This is a genomic window from Streptomyces lasalocidi (assembly GCF_005280215.1).
In the GTDB taxonomy this organism is placed as follows: Bacteria; Actinomycetota; Actinomycetes; order Streptomycetales; family Streptomycetaceae; genus Streptomyces; species Streptomyces longwoodensis.
On the sequence record NZ_SZNQ01000001.1, the window covers coordinates 496,087 to 514,510 of the forward strand.

Annotated in this window: 23 protein-coding genes; 7 read left to right on the forward strand and 16 right to left on the reverse strand. The window is 72.5% G+C overall.

Annotation, left to right across the window (positions count from 1 at the left end; all coding sequences use genetic code 11):
* Positions 1-60 precede the first annotated feature (60 nt).
* Together E4U91_RS01925 and E4U91_RS01930 are read left to right on the forward strand one after the other, a co-directional pair.
* Positions 61-453 (forward strand): STAS domain-containing protein, encoded by a 393-nt coding sequence (locus E4U91_RS01925; protein WP_137310614.1) that lies wholly within the window; start codon positions 61-63, stop codon positions 451-453.
* An 84-nt stretch (positions 454-537) separates the two neighbouring features.
* Positions 538-969, forward strand: a complete 432-nt coding sequence (locus E4U91_RS01930; RefSeq protein ID WP_241678474.1) for an ATP-binding protein — start codon at positions 538-540, stop codon at positions 967-969.
* Positions 970-1,005: 36 nt separating this feature from the next.
* Here E4U91_RS01930 and E4U91_RS01935 read toward each other — a convergent pair whose 3' ends face one another.
* From E4U91_RS01935 to E4U91_RS01945, 3 genes are read right to left on the reverse strand one after another with little or no spacing between them, the layout of a single operon-like run.
* Positions 1,006-1,401 (reverse strand): STAS domain-containing protein, encoded by a 396-nt coding sequence (locus tag E4U91_RS01935; RefSeq protein ID WP_137304908.1) that lies wholly within the window; start codon positions 1,399-1,401, stop codon positions 1,006-1,008.
* The gene (locus E4U91_RS01940) at positions 1,398-2,489 is read right to left on the reverse strand and encodes a cobalamin B12-binding domain-containing protein (RefSeq protein WP_137304909.1); all 1,092 of its coding nucleotides are present in this window, start codon (positions 2,487-2,489) and stop codon (positions 1,398-1,400) included. The genes E4U91_RS01935 and E4U91_RS01940 overlap by 4 nt, the downstream gene beginning before the upstream one ends.
* Positions 2,486-4,153, reverse strand: coding sequence for a PP2C family protein-serine/threonine phosphatase (locus E4U91_RS01945; RefSeq protein ID WP_422070884.1), 1,668 nt, complete (start codon positions 4,151-4,153; stop codon positions 2,486-2,488). Before E4U91_RS01945 ends, E4U91_RS01940 begins: the two co-directional genes overlap by 4 nt.
* 271 nt (positions 4,154-4,424) lie before the next feature.
* Between E4U91_RS01945 and E4U91_RS37985 the strand changes: the two genes are divergently transcribed.
* Positions 4,425-4,760, forward strand: coding sequence for an STAS domain-containing protein (locus tag E4U91_RS37985; protein ID WP_168218055.1), 336 nt, complete (start codon positions 4,425-4,427; stop codon positions 4,758-4,760).
* A gap of 136 nt (positions 4,761-4,896) precedes the next feature.
* Positions 4,897-5,175 carry a GlsB/YeaQ/YmgE family stress response membrane protein gene (locus E4U91_RS01955; RefSeq protein WP_067228461.1) on the forward strand — a complete coding sequence of 93 codons (279 nt, stop codon included), beginning with the start codon at positions 4,897-4,899 and terminating at the stop codon, positions 5,173-5,175.
* A gap of 136 nt (positions 5,176-5,311) precedes the next feature.
* On the opposite strand, the gene E4U91_RS01960 is transcribed toward E4U91_RS01955, so the two are convergent.
* The 5 genes from E4U91_RS01960 to E4U91_RS01980 form a co-directional block, all read right to left on the reverse strand.
* Positions 5,312-5,851, reverse strand: a complete 540-nt coding sequence (locus E4U91_RS01960; RefSeq protein ID WP_137304912.1) for a GNAT family N-acetyltransferase — start codon at positions 5,849-5,851, stop codon at positions 5,312-5,314.
* A gap of 109 nt (positions 5,852-5,960) precedes the next feature.
* Complete coding sequence (locus E4U91_RS01965) at positions 5,961-6,455, reverse strand: ATP-binding protein (RefSeq protein WP_371557727.1); 495 nt, start codon at positions 6,453-6,455, stop codon at positions 5,961-5,963.
* 196 nt (positions 6,456-6,651) lie between these two features.
* The gene (locus E4U91_RS01970; RefSeq protein ID WP_137304913.1) at positions 6,652-6,915 is read right to left on the reverse strand and encodes a hypothetical protein; all 264 of its coding nucleotides are present in this window, start codon (positions 6,913-6,915) and stop codon (positions 6,652-6,654) included.
* A gap of 105 nt (positions 6,916-7,020) precedes the next feature.
* Positions 7,021-7,599, reverse strand: coding sequence for a DUF3618 domain-containing protein (locus tag E4U91_RS01975; protein ID WP_137304914.1), 579 nt, complete (start codon positions 7,597-7,599; stop codon positions 7,021-7,023).
* The gene (locus E4U91_RS01980) at positions 7,596-7,967 is read right to left on the reverse strand and encodes a phage holin family protein (protein ID WP_067229004.1); all 372 of its coding nucleotides are present in this window, start codon (positions 7,965-7,967) and stop codon (positions 7,596-7,598) included. Before E4U91_RS01980 ends, E4U91_RS01975 begins: the two co-directional genes overlap by 4 nt.
* A 357-nt stretch (positions 7,968-8,324) precedes the next feature.
* On the opposite strand from E4U91_RS01980, the gene E4U91_RS01985 reads away from it, so the two are divergent.
* A complete protein-coding gene (locus E4U91_RS01985; protein WP_137304915.1) occupies positions 8,325-8,531 on the forward strand; it encodes a hypothetical protein in 207 nt (68 codons plus the stop codon).
* A gap of 54 nt (positions 8,532-8,585) precedes the next feature.
* Here the strand turns inward: E4U91_RS01985 and E4U91_RS01990 are convergent, their stop codons facing one another.
* The 7 genes from E4U91_RS01990 to E4U91_RS02020 all read right to left on the reverse strand — a co-directional run bounded on the left by E4U91_RS01990 (position 8,586) and on the right by E4U91_RS02020 (position 13,501).
* A complete protein-coding gene (locus E4U91_RS01990; protein ID WP_371557723.1) occupies positions 8,586-8,834 on the reverse strand; it encodes a DUF5133 domain-containing protein in 249 nt (82 codons plus the stop codon).
* Between the two features lie 337 nt (positions 8,835-9,171).
* Positions 9,172-9,342 carry a hydrophobic protein gene (locus E4U91_RS01995; protein WP_067228451.1) on the reverse strand — a complete coding sequence of 57 codons (171 nt, stop codon included), beginning with the start codon at positions 9,340-9,342 and terminating at the stop codon, positions 9,172-9,174.
* A gap of 78 nt (positions 9,343-9,420) precedes the next feature.
* Positions 9,421-9,759 carry an STAS domain-containing protein gene (locus tag E4U91_RS02000; RefSeq protein ID WP_137304916.1) on the reverse strand — a complete coding sequence of 113 codons (339 nt, stop codon included), beginning with the start codon at positions 9,757-9,759 and terminating at the stop codon, positions 9,421-9,423.
* Positions 9,756-11,042, reverse strand: a complete 1,287-nt coding sequence (locus E4U91_RS02005; protein WP_137310618.1) for a PP2C family protein-serine/threonine phosphatase — start codon at positions 11,040-11,042, stop codon at positions 9,756-9,758. Before E4U91_RS02005 ends, E4U91_RS02000 begins: the two co-directional genes overlap by 4 nt.
* A complete protein-coding gene (locus E4U91_RS02010; protein ID WP_137304917.1) occupies positions 11,042-11,845 on the reverse strand; it encodes an alpha/beta fold hydrolase in 804 nt (267 codons plus the stop codon). Before E4U91_RS02010 ends, E4U91_RS02005 begins: the two co-directional genes overlap by 1 nt.
* Positions 11,846-11,959: 114 nt before the next feature.
* Positions 11,960-12,586 carry a TOPRIM nucleotidyl transferase/hydrolase domain-containing protein gene (locus E4U91_RS02015; protein ID WP_137304918.1) on the reverse strand — a complete coding sequence of 209 codons (627 nt, stop codon included), beginning with the start codon at positions 12,584-12,586 and terminating at the stop codon, positions 11,960-11,962.
* A gap of 69 nt (positions 12,587-12,655) precedes the next feature.
* Positions 12,656-13,501 carry a class I SAM-dependent methyltransferase gene (locus E4U91_RS02020; protein ID WP_137304919.1) on the reverse strand — a complete coding sequence of 282 codons (846 nt, stop codon included), beginning with the start codon at positions 13,499-13,501 and terminating at the stop codon, positions 12,656-12,658.
* 278 nt (positions 13,502-13,779) lie between these two features.
* Here E4U91_RS02020 and E4U91_RS02025 point away from each other — a divergent pair, with 278 nt between their 5' ends.
* Positions 13,780-16,230, forward strand: a complete 2,451-nt coding sequence (locus E4U91_RS02025; protein ID WP_241678475.1) for a SpoIIE family protein phosphatase — start codon at positions 13,780-13,782, stop codon at positions 16,228-16,230.
* A gap of 921 nt (positions 16,231-17,151) precedes the next feature.
* A complete protein-coding gene (locus tag E4U91_RS02030; RefSeq protein WP_137304920.1) occupies positions 17,152-17,571 on the forward strand; it encodes a hypothetical protein in 420 nt (139 codons plus the stop codon).
* Positions 17,572-17,773: 202 nt separating this feature from the next.
* Here E4U91_RS02030 and E4U91_RS02035 read toward each other — a convergent pair whose 3' ends face one another.
* Entirely contained in the window at positions 17,774-18,157 is a 384-nt protein-coding gene (locus E4U91_RS02035) for a hypothetical protein (protein ID WP_137304921.1), read from the reverse strand.
* Between the last annotated feature and the right edge of the window lie 267 nt (positions 18,158-18,424).

Sequence of the window (18,424 nt, forward strand, 5' to 3'; positions counted from 1 at the left end):
TGGCCCGGCGCGGCCGCGGGATGTGAGGATGGCTCCATGCACGCGGCCCCCGATACGAAAGTGCACGTCACCCGCCACGAGGACACCTTCGTGATCACGGTGCGCGGCGAAGTGGACCACGACGACGAGGAGGACTTCGTCGAGGCGTGGGCGGCTGCCGACCGGGCGGCCCTGCCGACCACGGCGGTGGACCTCTCGCAGATCACCTTCGCGGACAGCATGCTCCTCAACGCCCTCCTCGACGCGCGGCGCCGCCACGCGGACAGCGACCGTGAGTTCGTCCTGCTGGGCCCGCTGCCGCCCCCGGTGCACCGTCTCCTGACGGTCAGCGGCACGCTGGAGCACTTCGCGGTCGCCGACACGGGCAGCGGCGCGGACCCCCGCGACCGTGCCGCCGCCCCTCGCGACGGGCGTCCCGACCCCGACGGCCGGGAGGACGGCCACCGTGAGTGATCGAGAACGACAGAACTGCGACTTCGTGTGAACACAGGACTCCCCCGTACAACCCTCAGGGCCCCCTCGACCGTCATTCCGCTCGTGCGACAGACAGTGAACGACCACGGCACGCCGGCACCCGTCCGGTACTGCGTGGTTTGGGACAGCACGGGCGTGGCGATCGGCGACGCCCGGCGGGCGGTGCGCACGCTCCTCGCGCGGGCGGGACACCCGGCCGACGAGCGGGCGAGCCAGGACGCCCAGCTGGTGGTCAGCGAACTGGTCACCAACGCCGTCCGGCACGCGCCCGGCGACGGCGGCCTGCTGCTGGAACTGACGCCCGACGCCGGAGTGCTCACGGTGACGGTCCGCGACAGCTCGTCCAGCGCGCCGGAGCAGCGCCCGCACGACGCGGGGCGCGTCGGCGGCCACGGCATGCACCTGGTCACCCGGCTGTGCGAGCAGGTGCGCACCGTCGCCCTCGCCGACGGCAAGCAGGTCATGGCCCGGATCGTCCTGGACAGGACCCGCTGAGGCAGGGGGACCCGTACGGGCCGGTGCCCCGGGCCGTCAGGGGACGCCGGCTCCGGTGGCGTCGTCGTCCTGGGCGGCCTCCACGGCCTCCTCACGGTGCCCCGGGGCGGTGAGGTGGTCCAGCACGTCGGTCATCGTGAGCATCCGTTCCAGGAAGTCCGGCCGGTGGTCCAGGTGCAGGCGCGCCCCGGCCGAACTGGTCCTGCGGTGGATCATCAACAGGGCCGACAGTCCCGTCGAGTCGATGTACCGCAGGTCCCGGAAGTCCAGCCGGACGTCGCGGAAACCGCACGGTCCGGTCAGTTGCTCGACGACGGCTCTGAGCAGGTCGTCGCTGGTGTCGTAGTCGAGTTCGCCGGACACCCGCACGGTCAGCGTGCGGGCGTCGCGCAGGACGGTGAGGACGAACTCGTCGAAATGCAGATCGGTCATACGCCAAGGTCGGTGCCGGGGACAGGACGGGGGGCGGGCCGGCCGCGCACGGCGGCACTGCCCTGTTCGATGAAGCTCACGGTGCGCGGGAAGTCGCGGAGTTGGCCGGCCAGGGCGTCCAGGCCCGCCACCAGGGAGTGCGCGGGCACGTGCCGGGCCTCCAGCACACCCGCCGTCCACTCGAGGAAGCCGGTGAAGACCTCGGGGTCGTCGACGTACAGGGCGGTGGCCAGGTAGTCGACGATGTGGGCGAGGTCCTCGGCGGTGCGCTCGCGCTGGACGTCGCTGTAGTCGCGTACGGCCGGGAAGCGCGCCTCCAGCTCGACCAGGGTCTGCTTGACCAGTTGCGGCCGGGACTGGACGACCAGCGTGTACTCCTGGTCGACCAGGTGCGGGAGGTCCTCGGAGACCTGCCGCACGGCCGCCGGACGGGGCCGGGCGAGTCCCGCCGCGAGCACCTCGACCGCGCCCCGCGCGTCGGGTGCCCACCGGTCGGCGCCCAGTGCCCGCGCGTACCGGCCCCCGGGGCCGAAGGCGCGGCCGCCGGTCAGGACCGGCACCCCGACGGCCTGGCAGGCGGTCACGGCCGCGTGCGCGGTCGGCAGGTGGGTGGCGATGGAACCCGACAGCAGCACCGCGTCGGGGTCGGTGTGGTGCAGGTGGGCGACCAGGTGCGGGGTGGGGGTCTGGGCGCCGAGGTAGTCCACGCGCCACCCGTACAGGGCGAGGACCTCGGCGACGAGCCGGGCCGGGAAGGCGTGCCACTCGCCGTCGATGCAGCTGACCGTCACCCGACCCCGCGGGACCTCCGCGCGCCGGGCGTCCCGGCGGCGGTCGGCGAGCGAGGCGACGACCCGTTCGTTGATCGCCGTCGCGGCGTGCTCCTGGGCAACGGTCAGGCGGTCGGCGGCCCATTCGACGCCGATCTTCTCCTGGACGCGGGCGATCACGTCCAGCAGCAGCGTCTCCTCGTCCACGCCGTCGGCCGCAGCCGCGTGGACGACGTCGACGGCCCGGTGTTCCTCGCCGTCGACGACCGCGTCCCACAGCTCGTCCCTGAGCCGGTCGGCGAGTATGTCGTGTCTCACCCGTTCCTCCGCCCCGCCTGGCGCCCCACCTGACCGTCGACGACGGTCAGGCGTCCGGTCCTGGGGGCGTTGATGGCGACTGCGGCCATGTCGTCGTGACGGCCGGCGCCCACCCACTCGGAGGCCAGCATCTGCACCCGCTCCACGACCGCCTCCGCGGGCATGCCCGCGCACGGCGACAGGGCCCGGCGCAGCCGGTGGTCGCCGAAGAGGTCGTCGCCCAGCGGGCCGCCGCGGGCCTCCGTGATGCCGTCGGTGAACAGCAGACAGGTCTCACCGGGCGCCAGCACGGTCCGCACCGTGGTGGCCGCGACGGTCGGCAGCGCCCCCACCAGGGTGCCGCGGGTGGCCACTTCCTCGACCGTGCCGTCGTTGCGGACGATCAGCGGCGGCAGGTGCCCGGCGCTCGTCAGCCGCAGGTGCACCTTCCCGCCGCGGCGGGACACCGAGGCGAGGACCAGGGTGGCGAAACGGGTGTGACGGGAGGTCAGCAGTGCGCCGTTGAGGAGGTTGAGCAGCCGCTCGTGGTCGTCGGCCAGCGGCAGCAGGGCGTGCAGCGTGTTGCGGATCTTCCCGGTGAGCACGGCGGCGTCCAGGCCCTTGCCTGCGACGTCGCCCAGGACCACCAGGGTCTCCTGGGAGGGGTGGGCGGCGGGGTGGACGTCGTAGAAGTCGCCCCCCACCCGGTCCTGTTCCTTCGCCGCGCGGTAGCCCCCGGCGAAGTCGACGCCGTGCACGGAAGTCAGCGTCGGCGGAAGCAGCTCCTGCATCAACGTCTCGGTGATCCGGGTCTGTTCGCTGTACAGGCGGGCCGCCGACAGGGCGGCGCCCGCCCTGGCCGCGAACAGGCGGGCGAAGACTTCCTCGCCCTCGGTGAAGGCCTGCTCGGTGCTGGACCGCAACAGGATCAGCGCGCCCGCGGGCACGCCGTGACCGGGCAGCGGAGTCACGATCACGGAGCCGACCGGTCCGGCGAACCCGTCGGGCACCACCCAGTCCGGGAGGTCGTCCGGGTTGATCCAGCGGGCCGGCACGGGCGGGAAGCCCTGAAGGGCCTCGTTCAGGCCCGGCACGGCGGCCACGTCGATCCGCCGCGTGACATGACTCACCCGTCCGCCGCGCTCGGCGTGGGTCAGCGGGTACCGCCGCCCCTGCGACGGGGCGACGAGGACGGCGGCCTCGGCGAGGTGTTCCGCGGCCATGGCGGCGGCGGTCTCCATGCAGCGCCCCACGTTCAGCGTCGACAGGAGCGTGCTCGACACCTCGGTGAGTATCCGGGAGCGCCCCTGGGCGTCGTCCAGCGCCTGGGCCGTGCGACGGTCGGTCTCCTCGACCAGCCACCACACGACGTCGCCGTCGGCGCCGGGCGTGGGGTGCGCCGCGTAGAAGCGGTCCTCGATGCTGCCGGCGAGGGGCGCGTCGGCCGGGGAGTACAGCCCTTGGCTGACCCGGCGGTGGGCGTCGGAGAGCCAGGACGGGACCCGCTGGTCCAGGGGCTCGCCGTCAACGGCTCCGGGCAGCAGGGTGCGGGCCGCGCCGTTCATCCGGACGAGGCCACCGTCGCGGTCGGCGACGAGGACAGGACAGGGGGCGTCAGACCACGTCGTGCCGACCGTGCGGTCGGCGTCGGACGGGCGGGCGGGAATGCCGCGGGAAACAGCCACAAATGGAGGCACGCATCGTGCGCACCTCACCACCTTCCTGCGATGGAAAAAAGATGTCGTACGGCAACCGTCCCGCATCTCCCTCCCGGTTGCAACCTCCTCCTTCCGGTATCACCGTGACGCACTTTGCAGAATGACCCGAATCGTGACCGGCGCGGCGAATGGTACCGAGGCGGTCCCGCACGCCGGTAGCCTTGTCACCCGGCCCGGTGTCCCCTCGCCAAGGTGTTCGCCCCAGCGACAGCCCGGCCGGCGATCCGGAGGTACGGCCGTGCTGCACGTCACCGCCCGCGCAGGTGACCACGTCACCGCGAGGCTGCCAGAGGACGTCGACCTCGACTCCACTCCCGGCCTGCGCGCGGTGGGCGACCGGATGATCGACGAGGGCTGCCGGCACCTCACCCTGGACGCCTCCCGCGTGGTGACCCTCGACTCGACCGGCATCACCGCGCTCATCGCCTGGTACCAGCGCCTGGTCCCGCTCGACGGCTCGCTGAAGGTGACCGGTCTGAGCGACCACCTGTCCGCCTTGCTGATCCGCCTGGGCCTGCACGGCGTCATCACCGAGCCGGACGCCCCCGTCACCGGCCCGGCCGGCAGCGCCTGACGAGACGTCAGAGCACGGCTCCGGTCCGGCGCCCGAAAGTTCGTCAAGATCGCGATGCATCAGAGACGTTTGTACGCGCGGATTCGGTACACACGATGTTCTGACACATTCTTTATACGACGAGACGGAGACGCACATGGGCATCCTCGCGTGGATCATCATCGGTCTGCTCGCCGGCGCCATCGCCAAGGCCCTCATGCCGGGCAAGGACCCGGGCGGCATCATCATCACCATGCTCATCGGCATCGCCGGCGGTCTGCTCGGTGGCTGGCTGGGCAAGGTGATCTTCGGCGTCGACTCCGTCGACGGGTTCTTCGAGCTGTCCACCTGGATCGCCGCCATCGTGGGCTCGCTCATCCTGCTGGCCCTGTACCGGGTCTTCACGGGCAACCGGCACTCGCACCGTCACGCCTGACCTGACGCGGCAGACACCGCGACACCACACGACGGCTCCCACCTGCCGAGCAGGGGGAGCCGTCGGTGTGTGTGCGGGGCCCTGCGCGTTCCTGCACAACGCGCCACGTGGGATTGCGAGTTCGGGCCCGGCGGCGTCAGGCCGTCGTACCGCGGGCGATGCGGTGGAGCACCTGCGGACGCAGGGGTCCCTCGGGTGCGGTGGGGTCGTCGAAGTCGCCGTCCGGGTCCCGGGTCATGCCGATCCTGCGCATCACCGCCTGGGAACGCAGGTTGGTGGCCGTCGTGACGGCGAGGATCTCGGGGAGTCCCAGGGTGTCGAAGCCGAAGGCCAGGACCGCCGACGCGGCCTCGGTGGCGTAGCCCTTGCCCCAGGCCGGGCGGGCGAGCCGCCAGCCGATCTCCACTCCGCCGAACGGCAGGCCGTCCTCCACCCGGTCCAGGCCCGCGAAACCGATGAACTCACCCGTGGCCCGTACGTCGACGGCCCACCACCCGTAGCCCCGCTCCTCGAACTCGTCCCGGAACCGGGCCACGGAGGCGTCGCTCTGCTCGCGGGTCAGCAGGTCCCCCAGGTGTCGCCGGACCTCGGGATCGGCGTTCATCGCCGCCCACGGTGCGAGGTCGGAGTCCCGCCATCGACGCAGTGCGAGGCGATCGGTGCGCAGTTCGGTCATGCCGCCCAGCCAACGTGATCCGCCGGCCCGGGGCAATCCGATATCGCGACAGCAGGCGGGCGCGTCGGAGCGGCTGGGCTGGGCGGACGGGGCGCTTGCCGCGGCGCGGCTAGGGCAGGCGGACGGGCCCCGGGTCGCGGCGGTCGTCCGTGTCCGTAGGTAGGTCGGCCAGGGCGATGCGGGCCGTGATGCGCTTGCCCACCGGCTCCTGTTCGACGAAGAAGCCTTCGGCGATCGCCTTGACGATCTCCAGGCCGTGCTGGCCGATGCGGCCCGGGTCGGCGGTGCGTGCCTCCGGGACCGTCGGGTCGCTGTCCCACACCACCACCTCGACGGCCCGGGTGGTCAGGCGCAGCTCCATCAGGATCGGCCCCGGCGCGTACTTGCGGGAGTTGGTGACCAGTTCGCTGACCACCAGCTGGGTCAGGTCCCTCGTGCGGTCGGAGACGGGCACGTGGTGGTCGGTGCCGGCGCTGTCGAGGAAGGCGGCCGCGTGGTCGCGCGCCTGCGCGATGCAGCCGTTCTCGTCGCGCAGTGCGTGGCCGATCCGCATCAGCTGCTCGTCCGGCCCCGGACGGCCCTCACCGTCGGTTGGAGTAGTCACTGGCCTCGCCCTCACTCCCCGTTCACACGGGCGCCGGTACCCGTCAACTCGCACCCCATGCCACACCGTTCGCCATTGCCACCCGGGTGCGCCAGAACCGGACAGCGGTGACCTCGGTCGTCCCGCGCCTCGGCCCCGGCCAGCCTAAACGCCCTCCTGTGGTCGGTCAGCAGCAGTACCGCCGGTCGCACGACGGTCACTCGGGCGGATCCGTACGTGTCCGGAGCTGCTGCCAGCAGTGGTGGACGTACCGCTCGGCCTCCCGCACGGCCGGGTCGGCGGCCGCGCCGTCCGGGACGGTGGCCGCGACCGCGACCGCGGCGCGCGTCGCGCCCCGGCGGACGTGGGCCCGGGCGCCGGCGTGCCGCCGGCCCTGGTGGAGGATCGCGGCCCGGGCCACCAGGATCAGGGCGACGGCTGCCGCGGCGGTGACCGCGGAGGCGGCGTGCTGGTCGGACATGGCTGCGTGGGTACTCCGTTCGGATGTCGGTCGGGGCAGGGCGAAGGCCGGCGGTCGTCCGACGCGCCGGCCCTCCCCTCGTTTCGGCGGAACTGCCGACCCCCGTCAGCCCTTGCGGCGGAAGGCCAGCCACGCCGCCACGGCCACGCCCGCGGCCACCAGCAGCGCCTTGCGGTTGTCCCGTGCCAGCTGTGCGCCCTGGGCGGTCTTCTGCCGCACCGGCTCGGGTGCCTTGTCCTGCCAGAGCTGTCCGGCCTGGCCCGCCTTGGTCCGGGCCTGCTCGGCGGCCTGGGCCGCCTTCTCCTTGACCGGGTCGGGCAGCTTGTCCTGCGCCTGGTGCGCCAGTTCGGCGGCCTTGGCCTTCAGCTCGCCGGCCTTCAGGGCGGTCTGCTCCTTCAGCTCGGCCGCCTTGACGGTCGCCTGCTCCTTGACCTCGGCCGCCTTCGCCGTGGCCTGTTCCCTGACCTCGGCCGCCTTCGCCGTGGCCTGTTCCTTCACGTCGGTGGCCTTCGCTGCGGCCTGTTCCTTCACTTCGGCGGCCTTCTCCTGCGTACGCGCCTTGACGTCGGCCTTGGCCGCCAGCGCCTCGACCGTCTGCCCGAGTTCGGCCCTGGTCTGCTCGACCTGCTCCCGCAGTTCCTCGGGGTTGGCGGCAGTGGGCTCGTCGTGCGGCGGTTGGGTCATCGGTGTGCACTCCCCTTGATCTCGGCCACGTCGGCCTTCACGTTCTCGATCGTCTGCTCGGGCTTGGGCGGCGCGGCCTGCTGCATCTGCTTCTTGCCGCTCAGGGCCATCACCGCGGCGATCACCCCGAGCACCGCCGTGACGATCAGCGCCGCGGCCCACACCGGCAGCGGCACCGCCAGCGCCGCGATCGCGGTGGCGACCAGCGCCTGCAGCATCAGGAAGCCCACGACTCCGGCGCCGCCGAACAGGCCACCGCCCTTGCCGTAGCGCTTGCCCTTCTCCTTCATCTCCGCCTGCGCCAGCCTCATCTCGCCGCGCACCAGCTCCGTCAGCTGCTGCGAGGCCCGTTGGACCAGCTCGCCCACCGGCTCCTGGCCCGAGCGCGCAGTGCTGTCGCCGGCTTCGGCGTAGTGCGGCTGCGTGTTCGACACAGCGGTCACCTCCCGTCCCTGTCCGTAGTGGCCGGCCAGGCTGTTCCTGGTGACCGGCCGTCCCCTGAGCGCGCGAGTACCCCGAACCGTCGAGTTCAGGGCGCGCGAACACGGTCAGGTGCGGATCCAGGACACGGATGCCCCCGATCCGGTGCCGCACGCGGCGCGGCCGGGCACGGGGCCGTGCGACGCTCGGTCCGGCGTTCACACGACTCTTACACGCCCGGGCGGCCTTCACCCCGGGATGCGGGCACCCGTGGGGAGGTCGTGAGCCGAGGAGGGAACGTTGCTGTGATGGTCATTGCGGTCCTGGTCCTGCCGGCGCTGGGGTTGACGCTCCTGCTGATGGACCGGGTGGAGAACTGGATGTCCGGGCCGTCCACGGCGCCCCGGCACGCGGCCGCGCGCCGCCATCTGCGCCTGCTCCATGGCGGGCAGTCGGCCACCGCCTCCCGGGCGGCGCACGCCGCGGGAGCGCGGCACCGAGACGCAGCTTGAGGTGCGCACCGATGGGCGGCTGACGCGACAGGGGCGGCCTGCGCCGCGGGGGCGCTACGCCGCCAGCGGGGCCGTCCCCTTGGCCGCGCCCACGCGTGCGGTGCGGCAGCGGTCGAGCAGCGCGTCCGCCTCGCGGAGCGCGTCCTCGACGGTGGTGGCCCCGGTCAGGGTGCACAGCGCCCGGGTGACGTCCTCGAGGGCCAGGCTGGTCGTGCCGGTGGGGCGTACGTCGTGTTCGATGCGCACCTGTGCGAACCGAGCCAGCGCGGCTCGCAGGTCCTTCTCCGCCGGAAGCAGCATCATGATCCCTCTTCTCATCCGCACACACCCACGCCCGTCGGCCGCGCCTCGACAGCAGCGGGCTGCCGGCACGTCCGATCGGGACCGCCGGGCGGCGCCGGGCACGCCTACGTGTTCCCCGAGTTCACAGGCGTACACCTGTCTCCCACGACGGAACGGGTGCAAGGGTGGCACCGCCACCCGCGGCCCCGCGCCTCCCCCGGGCGCGTGTCGCCGACTATTTCCGGGCGTTACGTCGTAGTCCCCCGCGGTTCCCGGACCACAAGGGGTCCGGACGCACGGCGGGGCCCGGCCGTGAGTCGGCCGGGCCCTGCGCTGTGTGCCGTCGGTGCGGTGGACGTCACCACCTGTACCAGCGGCCGCGACCACCGCCTGCGCTGGTGGAACGCATGACGAAGCCGAGGAGCCACACCACCAGGACGGCGATGGCGATCCACCACAGGATCTTCACGGCGAAACCGGCGCCGAACAGGATCAGCGCGAGAAGCAGAACGAGCAGCAAGGGAACCATAGTTGTTTGACCTCCTGCGCTTCCGTCTGCCCTGCGTCCGGCCCTTCATGCCCGGCCGTGTGGCCGGTTCCTGAAGGTTCAGTGCCGGGTGGCCGAGTCGCTGTCCGGTTGCACGGTGAAGATCTGGTCGAGGCCGACCAGGTGCAGGACGCGCAGGGTATTGGCGGGGACCGCGGCCAGCACCACATCGGCCCGGGCGGCCTCAGCGTGGCTGTGGGCGGCGATCAGCGCGGTGATGCCGCTGGAGTCGCAGAACTCCAGGCCGGCCAGGTCCAGCACCAGGCGCCGGCCCGGCGGGACGACGAGCCGGCTGATCCGTTCCCGCAGTTCGGGGGCGTGCGCGAAGTCGAGGTCGCCGATGACCTCCAGGACGGGACCGGTCTCGGCGTCACGCTCGATGATCTTCAGTGGGCTCATCGTTCGTCTGGCGTCGTGCGGTCGGCGGGGACGCCGAGGGCGAGCAGGGCGGTGTCGTCGTCGAGACCGTCGCCGAAACTGTCCAGCAGGTGGATCAGTGCCTCGACCAGGTCTCCCGGGGACCGGCCGGCGTGCGCGGCCACGAAGCGGCGCACGGCCTCCTCCCCGAACAGGCTGGTGCGGTCGCTGCCGGTACGGGCCTCGGTGAGGCCGTCCGTGTAGAGCAGCAGGGTGTCGCCGGGGGCGAGCACGGCCGTGGTGGTGACGAACCGGGCCGTCGGCAGGACGCCGACCAGGAGACCGCCGGGCGTGTGCAGGGAGTCCACCGTGCCGTCGGCGCGCACGACGAGCGCCGGCGGGTGCCCGCCCGAGCCGAGGTGGACGTCCACCCGTCCCGTCTCCGCGTCGGGTTCCAGCGTGCCGAACACCGCCGTGCAGAAGCGGGGGTCGCCGCTGCCCGTGTAGCGCTGGTGCAGCACCTTGTTGAGGGTGGCGAGGGTGGCGACGGGGTCGGGGTCGTGCACGGCGGCGGCGCGCAGCGTGTAGCGGGTCAGGGAGGTGACCGCGGCCGCCTCGGGCCCCTTGCCGCAGACGTCACCGAGGAAGAAGCCGAACCGTTTGCCGTCGACGGGGAAGACGTCGTAGAAGTCGCCGCCGAGCTGGTCGGACGACGCCGTGTGGTAGTGCGTGGCCGCCTCCATGCCGGGGATGGCCGGCAGGGTGTCCGGCAGCAGCGACTGCTGGAGCACGGCGAGCGCGTGCTGCAGTCGGGCCCGGTCGGCCTCGGCCTGGCGGCGGGCCTCCTCGGCGACCTTGCGGCCCCGCAGGAGCTCCTCCTCGTAGGCGCGCCGGTCCCGGGCGTCGAAGACGGTGGTGCGGATCAGCAGGGGTTCGCCGGTGGTGCCGCGCTTGACCGCCGACGACACCAGGACGGGGATGCGGCTGCCGTCCGACCGCCGCATCTCCAGGGCGATGCCGCTGATCTCCCCCTGCATCCGCAGCAGCGGCGCGAAGTGGGTCTCGTGGTAGAGCTTGCCGCCCACGGACAGCAGGTCGCTGAACCGCATCCGGCCCACGACCTCCTCGCGCCGCAGGTCGAGCCAGGTCAGCAGGGTGGTGTTGACCTTGGCGACGGTGCCGTCCATGAGCGTGGACAGGTAGCCGCACGGCGCGCTCTCGTAGAGTTCCTCGGCGCTGTCCTCGAGCAGGGAGGCGAACGCCGCGTGCGAGACCGCTCCGTCCTCGGCCTCGTACGGGTCCGGTTGTTCGCCGGCGGAGCACATCATCGTAGGTCCGCCAGGAAGGACCTGATGGCCGCGTTGGTGGCCTCGGGCGCGGACAGGTGCGGGCAGTGCCCGGTCGCCTCCAGGGTGACCAGGGTCGAACCGGGGATCGAGCGGTGCACGAAGGCGCCGACCTCGCGGGGCGCGATGACGTCCTGGGTGCACTCCAGCACCAGCGTCGGCACGGACACGGTCTTGAGGTCGTCGCGGGAGTCCGACAGGAAGGTGGTGCGCGCGAAGACGCGCGCCATGTCGGGGTCGGTGGCGCAGAAGCTGTTCTTCAGCTCGTCACCGAGTTCCGGCCGCTCCGGGTTGCCCATGATCACCGGGGCCATGACGGCGGACCAGCCCAGGTAGTTCGACTCCAGGGAGTCCAGCAGCTCGTCGATGTCCGCCGCGCTGAACCCGCCCCGGTAGCCCTGGTCGTCGATGTACCGCGGGGAGGGGCCGACCATCACCAGCGCGCCGATCCGCTCGGGGACCTGGGCGGCGGCGAGCACGCCGATCATCGCGCTGACCGAGTGCCCCACGAACACCGCGTCGGTGAGGTCCAGTGCCTCGAAGACGTCGACGACGTCCTGCGCGTAGCCGTCCAAGGAGGCGTAGCGCTGCTCGGAGAAGGCGGAGGGCTCGGCGCGGCCCGAGCCGACGTAGTCGAACAGGACGACGCGGTAGTCGTCCGACAGGGCCGGGACGGTCAGCCGCCACATGTTCTGGTCACATCCGAAGCCGTGGGCCAACACGACCGTCCGGCCCTCGGGGTTGCCGGTGATGGTGACGTTGTTCCTGCGGGCTATGTCCATGCCACCAGTCTCTCAGCTACCAGGTTCCGTGCCGATCACCCGGTCCGGGAGGACGGGTCTCACGGAGGGTAACGCGTCCGAGGGCGCCGGCGCGCGACCCTGACCGGGCCGCCGTCAGACGTGGGCGAGGAGGTGGTCGAGCGGGGCGGGCGTGCGGTCCGGGTCCAGGGCCTCGACCAGGACCCGGCCGTAGTGGATCTTGCGGCCCGACTTCGTGCCCAGGAAGCGCCGCAGCTGCTCCGGGGCGGGGCGGCCCTGCTGGGCGGGCTGGTGCAGGAAGGTCTGCAGGGGGCGTTCCTCGCCCTGGGCCCGGACGAGGGCGCACACCCGGGGCACGCCGAGGGCGCGGATCAGTTCGTCCTCCAGGTCCGCGGCGCACACGAAGACGCCGCCGCCCGTCTGCCCGGCGTGCTCCAGGGCACGGTCGTAGTACCGGCGCTCCCCCGCGTCGCACAGGCCGGTGAGGCGCAGGCCGAGGCCCGCCGGACCGAGCAGGCGGGCGAAGCGGCCGACGTTCGTCGCGCCGCCCATGGGCAGGACGCAGACGCCCTCGCCGGCCAGGTCCCGGCCGCGGCGCGCCGCGAGCGCGTCGACGGCGGCGGCGTCGCTCAGCCCTTCGAGCAGGACGGCCGACCGGACGGGCAGCCGCGCGGCCAGGTCCCGCGCCCGGTCACCCCGGTCCCCGGAGCCGGTGGCCGCCCATGCGGTGACCGCCTCGCGAAACGCCCCCATGTCCGCCATGGGGAGAGTCTTCGTCCTCCTCCCCCGGCCGCGCCAGGCATTTTCGCCGCCCGGCTGCCGCCGCACGGTTCATTCCGCCCTGCGGGCGGTGAACAGGAGGTACTCCCACTCCATCGCGGTACGGCCGTCCTCCGCCCCCAGTCCGTGGCCGCGGGCCAGGTCCGCCAGGTCACGGTCGAGCGCGGCGACGCGTGCGGGGTCGTCGGCGAGGGACCGGTAGACCGCGATGGTGGGGCCGTAGCGCTCCTTGAAGTAGCCGCGGAACTCCTCGGGGGTCGCGAACCGGTCCACCACGACCGTGCGCCGCTCGGCCCTGACAGCGGTGACCCGGTCCCCGAGCAGCTCCCCTACGTGCTGCGGGTCCCCCCACAGCGGGGGCGGCTGGGCGCCCGGCGGGGGCGGGGGCGCGTAGGGCTTCATGGTGGCGAGCATCCGGCCGAGGAAGCCCTCGGGCGTCCAGCTCAGCAGGCCGACGGTGCCGCCGGGGCGGCAGACCCGGACGAGTTCGTCGGCCGCCCGCTGGTGGTGCGGGGCGAACATGACCCCGACGCAGGACAGCACGGTGTCGAACGTCGCGTCGTCGAAGGGCAGGGCCTCGGCGTCGGCCTCCTGCCAGCGCACCCGTGCGCCGAGCCGCTCGGCCAGGGCCCGCCCGGTCTCCAGCAGCTCGGGGGTGAGGTCGCAGGCGACCACGTCGGCGCCGGCCAGCGCGGCCGGTACGGCGACGTTGCCGGTGCCGGCGGCCACGTCGAGGACCCGGTCACCGGGACGCACACCACAGGCCTCGACCAGGACACCGCCCAGCTCCGGGATGAGCTCGGCGGCCACGGTGGGGTAGTCGCCCTGGGCCCACATCGCGCGGTGCCGGGCCTTCAGCGCGCGGTCGGCCTCTTCGGGGTCGGTCGTGTTCGTCATGACACGCTCCTTGGCGTTCCCGGCGGCGGTTCGTCGCCGACCCTTCGAGCGTAGGAGGGGTGTGCGGGGTTCCCCAGTCGTGCACCGTTGTGAGCGGTCCCCGACCGTGGGTGATCGTCTTCGATCACCGTCGGCCTTCGTTGATCATCCCCGGGTCCGCGCAGGTCCGGCCCCGGGGCGCACCGGCGCGCGGACGTGCGGATGTCCCTTTACACGGTGCTCCCCTCCCCCGTCCACATCCTGCTGACCCGCGCCTTTCGCTGTGCCATGCTCTAGGCGTGACGCCACGGGAAGAGCCGCTCCGGTCGCAGGCGGGGTCCGAGTCCCCCGCCCTGGCCAAGGTGGTGGCCCGCCAGCGGGCCGAGATCGTCGACCTGCAACGGGTCGCCGCGCTGCTGCCGGTGCTGGAGCGCGCCAAGGGCGCCGTGATGGTGCAGGAGGGCTGTTCCGCGGAGGAGGCCTACGACCTCCTCCTCGACCGGTCCGTCACCGCCGACCGCACCCTCGTCGAGGAGTGCTGGCTGACCCTGGGGGCCATCCGCCCGCTGCGGGGCCGGCGCGGTCGCAGGCGGCGGCGTACGCAGCCGGTGAGCGGTGGGTCGGCGTTCGCGTCCGAGCAGTACCTGGTTCCCGCCGATCCGGCCGCCGCCCCCGGCTCCGCCCGCGAGGCCGCCCTGCTGCTGGGGCGGTTGGGCCTGGGGCTGGCGACGGTGCGGGACCGGCCGGCGCTCGCCCACTGTCTGCTGGACCACCTGGGGGGCGGGGCCGGGATCGAGGCCGTCCTCGTCTGGACCGCGAGCGACGACGGGATGCGGCTGACCGGCCACGCCGGGATCGACGCCGTCGAGGCGGCCCGGTGGGACGGGCCGACCGCACCGGCCCGTTGGGACGGGCCGGCCGTGGGCGGGCGGACCGCCGGCGCTCCCGGGCGGGGCCACAAGCCGGTCTGGGTGGAGGGGCCCGAGGGGCGCGAGGCGTACGACGTGCCCGACGGCGCCGCACGTCGCTGGCCCGCGCGGGCCTGGCTGCCGGTGGAATCAGGGGGCGAGGTCGACGAGGTCGTCGCCGTCCTGCGCGGCACGGACCGGCCGTTCACCCCCGTGGAGCGCGAACTGCTCGTGGGAGCGGTGCAGTTGTGCGCCGGCCGGATGGCGACGCTCGACTCGGCCCCGTCGCGCCGCGACCCGTCCGTCGAGAGCGTGCAGCAGATCCTGGACGCCCTGTCCGGGTCGGTGATCCTGCTCGCTCCGCTGCACGGGCCGGACGGCACCCTGGAGGACTTCCGCATCGAGGCGGCGGCGCCCGAGTCGGTGGACGTCGCGGGCCGCCGGGGGCGCGGGCTGGTCGGGCTGCGCGTGCTCGAGTGCTATCCGACCTTCGCCGGGACGGAGTTGTGGGAGGGCTACCGGGAGGTCCTCGCCACCGGCAAGCCGTTCGCGAGCGGGCCGTTCACCTACGAGGAGGTCGTGGCCGGCATCCCGCACCACTCCAGCTACTCGCTGCGGGTGTCCCGGCTGGGCCACCACCTGGTGGTGTCCTGGATCCGCCACGACGTCGCCGACCGGCAGGAGCGCCGACTGGCCGCCGTGCAGCGCCTGGGCAACCTGGGCTGGGCCGACTGGAACCTGGTGACCGACACCATCACCTGGTCCCCGCACGTGTTCACCATCTTCGACCGGGACGAGGCCCTCGGCCCGATGCGGCTGGAGGACCTGCCCGAGTCCGTCCTGCCCGAGGACCTGCCGCAACTGACGGCGGCGGCGCAGCGACTGCTGCGCGACGGCGCCGCGATCGACCAGCCCTTCCGCATCACGACCAGCGGCGGGGTCCGTCACCTGCGGATCGTCGCCGAGGCCGTGACCGACGCGGACGGCACACCGCTGGAGGTGCACGGCTTCTTCCAGGACCTGTCCGGCCTGCGCGACGCCGAACTGGCCCTGGTCAGCAGCGAACGCGCGGTCTCCGCGCAGCGCGACCTGCTCCAGGCGGAGCGCCGGGTGGCCGCCCGGCTGCAGCAGGCGCTGCTCCCCCTGCCGACCGGTCCGGTGCGGCTCGCCGGCCTGTGGTCCAACGCCCTGTACCACCCGGCCGAACGCGGGATCAGCGTGGGCGGCGACTGGTACAGCGCCATCGAACTGCCCAACGGCGACGCGCTGTTCGTCATCGGTGACGTGATGGGGCACGGCATCAGCGCGGTGGCCACGATGGCGCAGCTCCGCTTCACCGCCAAGGGCATGATCGTCACCGGGTCCTCCCTCACGGACGCGCTCACCCGTCTCAACGCGCTGCTGATGCACCTGAACTCGCCGTCCGGCAAGCACACCACGGCCACCCTGATCGTGGCCCGCTACCGCCCCACCGACCGCGTCCTCGCCTGGGCCCAGGCGGGCCACCTGCCGCCCCTGCTGGTCCGGGACGGCCTGGCCCGTACCGTCGAGCGCCCGGCGGGCATCCTGCTCGGCGCCACCGACACCCCGGTGTTCGGCGAGGCCACGCTGCGACTCCAGGACGACGACCAGCTGCTGTTCTTCACGGACGGCCTGATCGAGCGCCCCGGGCAGGACCTGCGGACGGGCCTGCAGGAGCTGGCCACGACGGCCGAGGCCCTCCTGCGCACCGCCGACGCGGACAGCCTGCCCGCCCTGCACGCCGCCCTGGCCGTGACCGAACACCGCGACGACGTCTGCGCGCTGCACATCAGCGTCCCGTCACAGCGCGCCGGCGACTGACCCGCGACTGACGGCCGAGTTCTCCGGGCTTGTTGCCTGACTGGGTGCGGTCCACGCGGGCGCCACAGCCGTGCCGGCGCGACTTGAAGTCGCCCATCCGGTCGCAGGGGCGCAGGAGTCCGAGGGAGGTGTAGCGGGCGCCTGGTCCTCAGCGCCGGTGCACGGTGCTGGTGGCTTCGTACCCCGCAGCCGGACGCGGGGGCCGGCGCCGCGTTGAGGAGCGCTGCACCGAGGGCAGCAGCTATTGCTGCGACAAGGGGGACCTTTCGCATGGCCTGCAACGGACCACCGTCAACGTCGGCCGCGCCGCATCTCCTGCAGCTTCCGCTTGTGTTGCGCATCCCGTTCCTCGGCCCGACGTCGAGATCGTGCCACCACAGATCCTAAGAACGCATAGAGCACCGCGTACAGCAGACATCGAAATGCGAAGTCCAACCCCCACGACCGGTTGCTCACGAGCGTCGTGATGACGCTCACCACCACTGCCAGAGCCGTCGCAGCACCGATCCGCCTCCACCACGTCGTCATAAGCGCCCGATACCCCTTCGCCTCTTGATCACTGAGGGAGCCGACGGGCTGACCACGGGCCGAGCCCCACGAATGCCGATGCCGTGGTGTAGCAACGCGCCTAGTACTGCCAACGGTGCTTGCCATGACTGAAGTTCAGGTCAGGGGAGTTCCGGGGCGTTTGTAGTGGCTGGTGCGAGCCCGGTGCTGTCATCGTCGGCGCCAGGTCGACCAGTGCAGGCGAGTGAACAGAGGGTATTTCCGCGGGGGTTACGCCACGGGGCTACGCGCGGGCAGGGCTCACCGTGACCGGTGGCCGGTGTGGCGCCCTTGTCCGCGGTCGCCGGGAGGCACGATGATGCCGGTCGCTCACGATGGTCCACCGAATCTCGTCCGACGAAGAAGGTGCCGAACATGCGCAAGACGCTCCTGACGACCACCCTCGCGGCTGCCGCTGCGATCGGTTTCGCCGCCGCACCGGCGCAGGCGGCCACCGGCGACGTGAACAGGCCCTTCGCCATGACGTACGGCAACAGCCAGACGTCGGGCTCGATCCACTTCACCGGCGGTTACACGGCGTCCCTCAGCGGCGTGGTGCACGCGGCCAGCGGCCAGCGCGCGATCTGCGCCGACGCCTACAACGGCAGCGCGAAGGATCAAGGCTATTGCAGCGCCTGGGCTTACGCCGGGGGCCCGGACCAGGTCCTCAACGAGTCGTTCTCCATTCCCCTCCCCGGCGGGGTCCAGCGGGTCGTCATCGAGATGATGGACGAGAACGGCAACATCGTGGCAAGGGAGTCCTGCACCCGCTCCGTCTGCACGCGCCTGATCTGAATCGTGGTCGGCGACCACCAGGTACGCGGCCGCCTCCTCACAAGCAGCACCCCCTCACGTTTCCTCGGCACGACTGGTCGGTCACCCGCTCTGCGCAGCACTGCATCTGTGGTGAACTGCTGGAAGGCGCAACGGCAGGTCAGCCAGGACGAACAGGCCCAACCAGAAGATCCGCCCCCCGACTAGGTCAACGCCGAGAGCGTCAGCACTTCTCCTTCCGCGCCTGCTGGATCAGCGGCTCGGCCTTGTCCACCGTGAAGGTGACCTGCCAGGTCTGGGCCGCCCGGTGCAGGGTATCGGCGAACTCCTGGTAGCCATGGTCCTGTTGAGCCGCGTCGGTGGCGCGGTTGGTCGCCGTGTACAGGTACTCCTCGGCGGTCCGGTAGTAGGGGTCGGTCAGACTGGACGGCCGGGGACGGGCGAGTTGGTCGGTCAGCTGCTGCAGGGAGGCGCAGGCGGACTTGGCGGACTCGCGCGCCGCCACCGTGGCCTTAGAGGGCGTCGAGCTGCAGGCCGCCAGGGCAAGCGCGGACGCCAACAGCAGGGGCAGTGGCACGCGATGTATCAGCTGACGTCGACTAGTCATGGGCCAATGCTAGTTAGCCTGACGGCCTGACCGCCCGGAAATCCGCTCGCAGCCGCCGTCCTGCCCGGCCCGCCTGCCGGTGTCACCTTCCGGACTGGAGGCTGCCGGACGCGAGTTGGCCCACCGCGTGCAGGCTCCCTTCGCCGAACGCAGTCGGGGCAACGAGAATCCCAAAGCACCGCGGCATTGATCGTCAGCATGTGGATGGCCCGGTATCCCCCCACATTTCTGGGATGGGCCGGGCCTGACGGGACTGCGAGCCTTGTC

Coding starts and splice junctions, on each gene's coding strand:
- E4U91_RS02030 (WP_137304920.1), top strand. CDS start 17,152: ATGCGCAAGACGCTCCTGACGACCACCCTCGCGGCTGCCGCTGCGATC.
- E4U91_RS01970 (WP_137304913.1), bottom strand. CDS start 6,915: ATGTCCGACCAGCACGCCGCCTCCGCGGTCACCGCCGCGGCAGCCGTC.
- E4U91_RS02015 (WP_137304918.1), bottom strand. CDS start 12,586: ATGGCGGACATGGGGGCGTTTCGCGAGGCGGTCACCGCATGGGCGGCC.
- E4U91_RS01975 (WP_137304914.1), bottom strand. CDS start 7,599: ATGACCCAACCGCCGCACGACGAGCCCACTGCCGCCAACCCCGAGGAA.
- E4U91_RS02005 (WP_137310618.1), bottom strand. CDS start 11,042: ATGTGCTCCGCCGGCGAACAACCGGACCCGTACGAGGCCGAGGACGGA.
- E4U91_RS01935 (WP_137304908.1), bottom strand. CDS start 1,401: ATGACCGATCTGCATTTCGACGAGTTCGTCCTCACCGTCCTGCGCGAC.
- E4U91_RS02035 (WP_137304921.1), bottom strand. CDS start 18,157: ATGACTAGTCGACGTCAGCTGATACATCGCGTGCCACTGCCCCTGCTG.
- E4U91_RS01995 (WP_067228451.1), bottom strand. CDS start 9,342: ATGGTTCCCTTGCTGCTCGTTCTGCTTCTCGCGCTGATCCTGTTCGGC.
- E4U91_RS01955 (WP_067228461.1), top strand. CDS start 4,897: ATGGGCATCCTCGCGTGGATCATCATCGGTCTGCTCGCCGGCGCCATC.
- E4U91_RS02010 (WP_137304917.1), bottom strand. CDS start 11,845: ATGGACATAGCCCGCAGGAACAACGTCACCATCACCGGCAACCCCGAG.
- E4U91_RS02000 (WP_137304916.1), bottom strand. CDS start 9,759: ATGAGCCCACTGAAGATCATCGAGCGTGACGCCGAGACCGGTCCCGTC.
- E4U91_RS01990 (WP_371557723.1), bottom strand. CDS start 8,834: ATGATGCTGCTTCCGGCGGAGAAGGACCTGCGAGCCGCGCTGGCTCGG.
- E4U91_RS01960 (WP_137304912.1), bottom strand. CDS start 5,851: ATGACCGAACTGCGCACCGATCGCCTCGCACTGCGTCGATGGCGGGAC.
- E4U91_RS02020 (WP_137304919.1), bottom strand. CDS start 13,501: ATGACGAACACGACCGACCCCGAAGAGGCCGACCGCGCGCTGAAGGCC.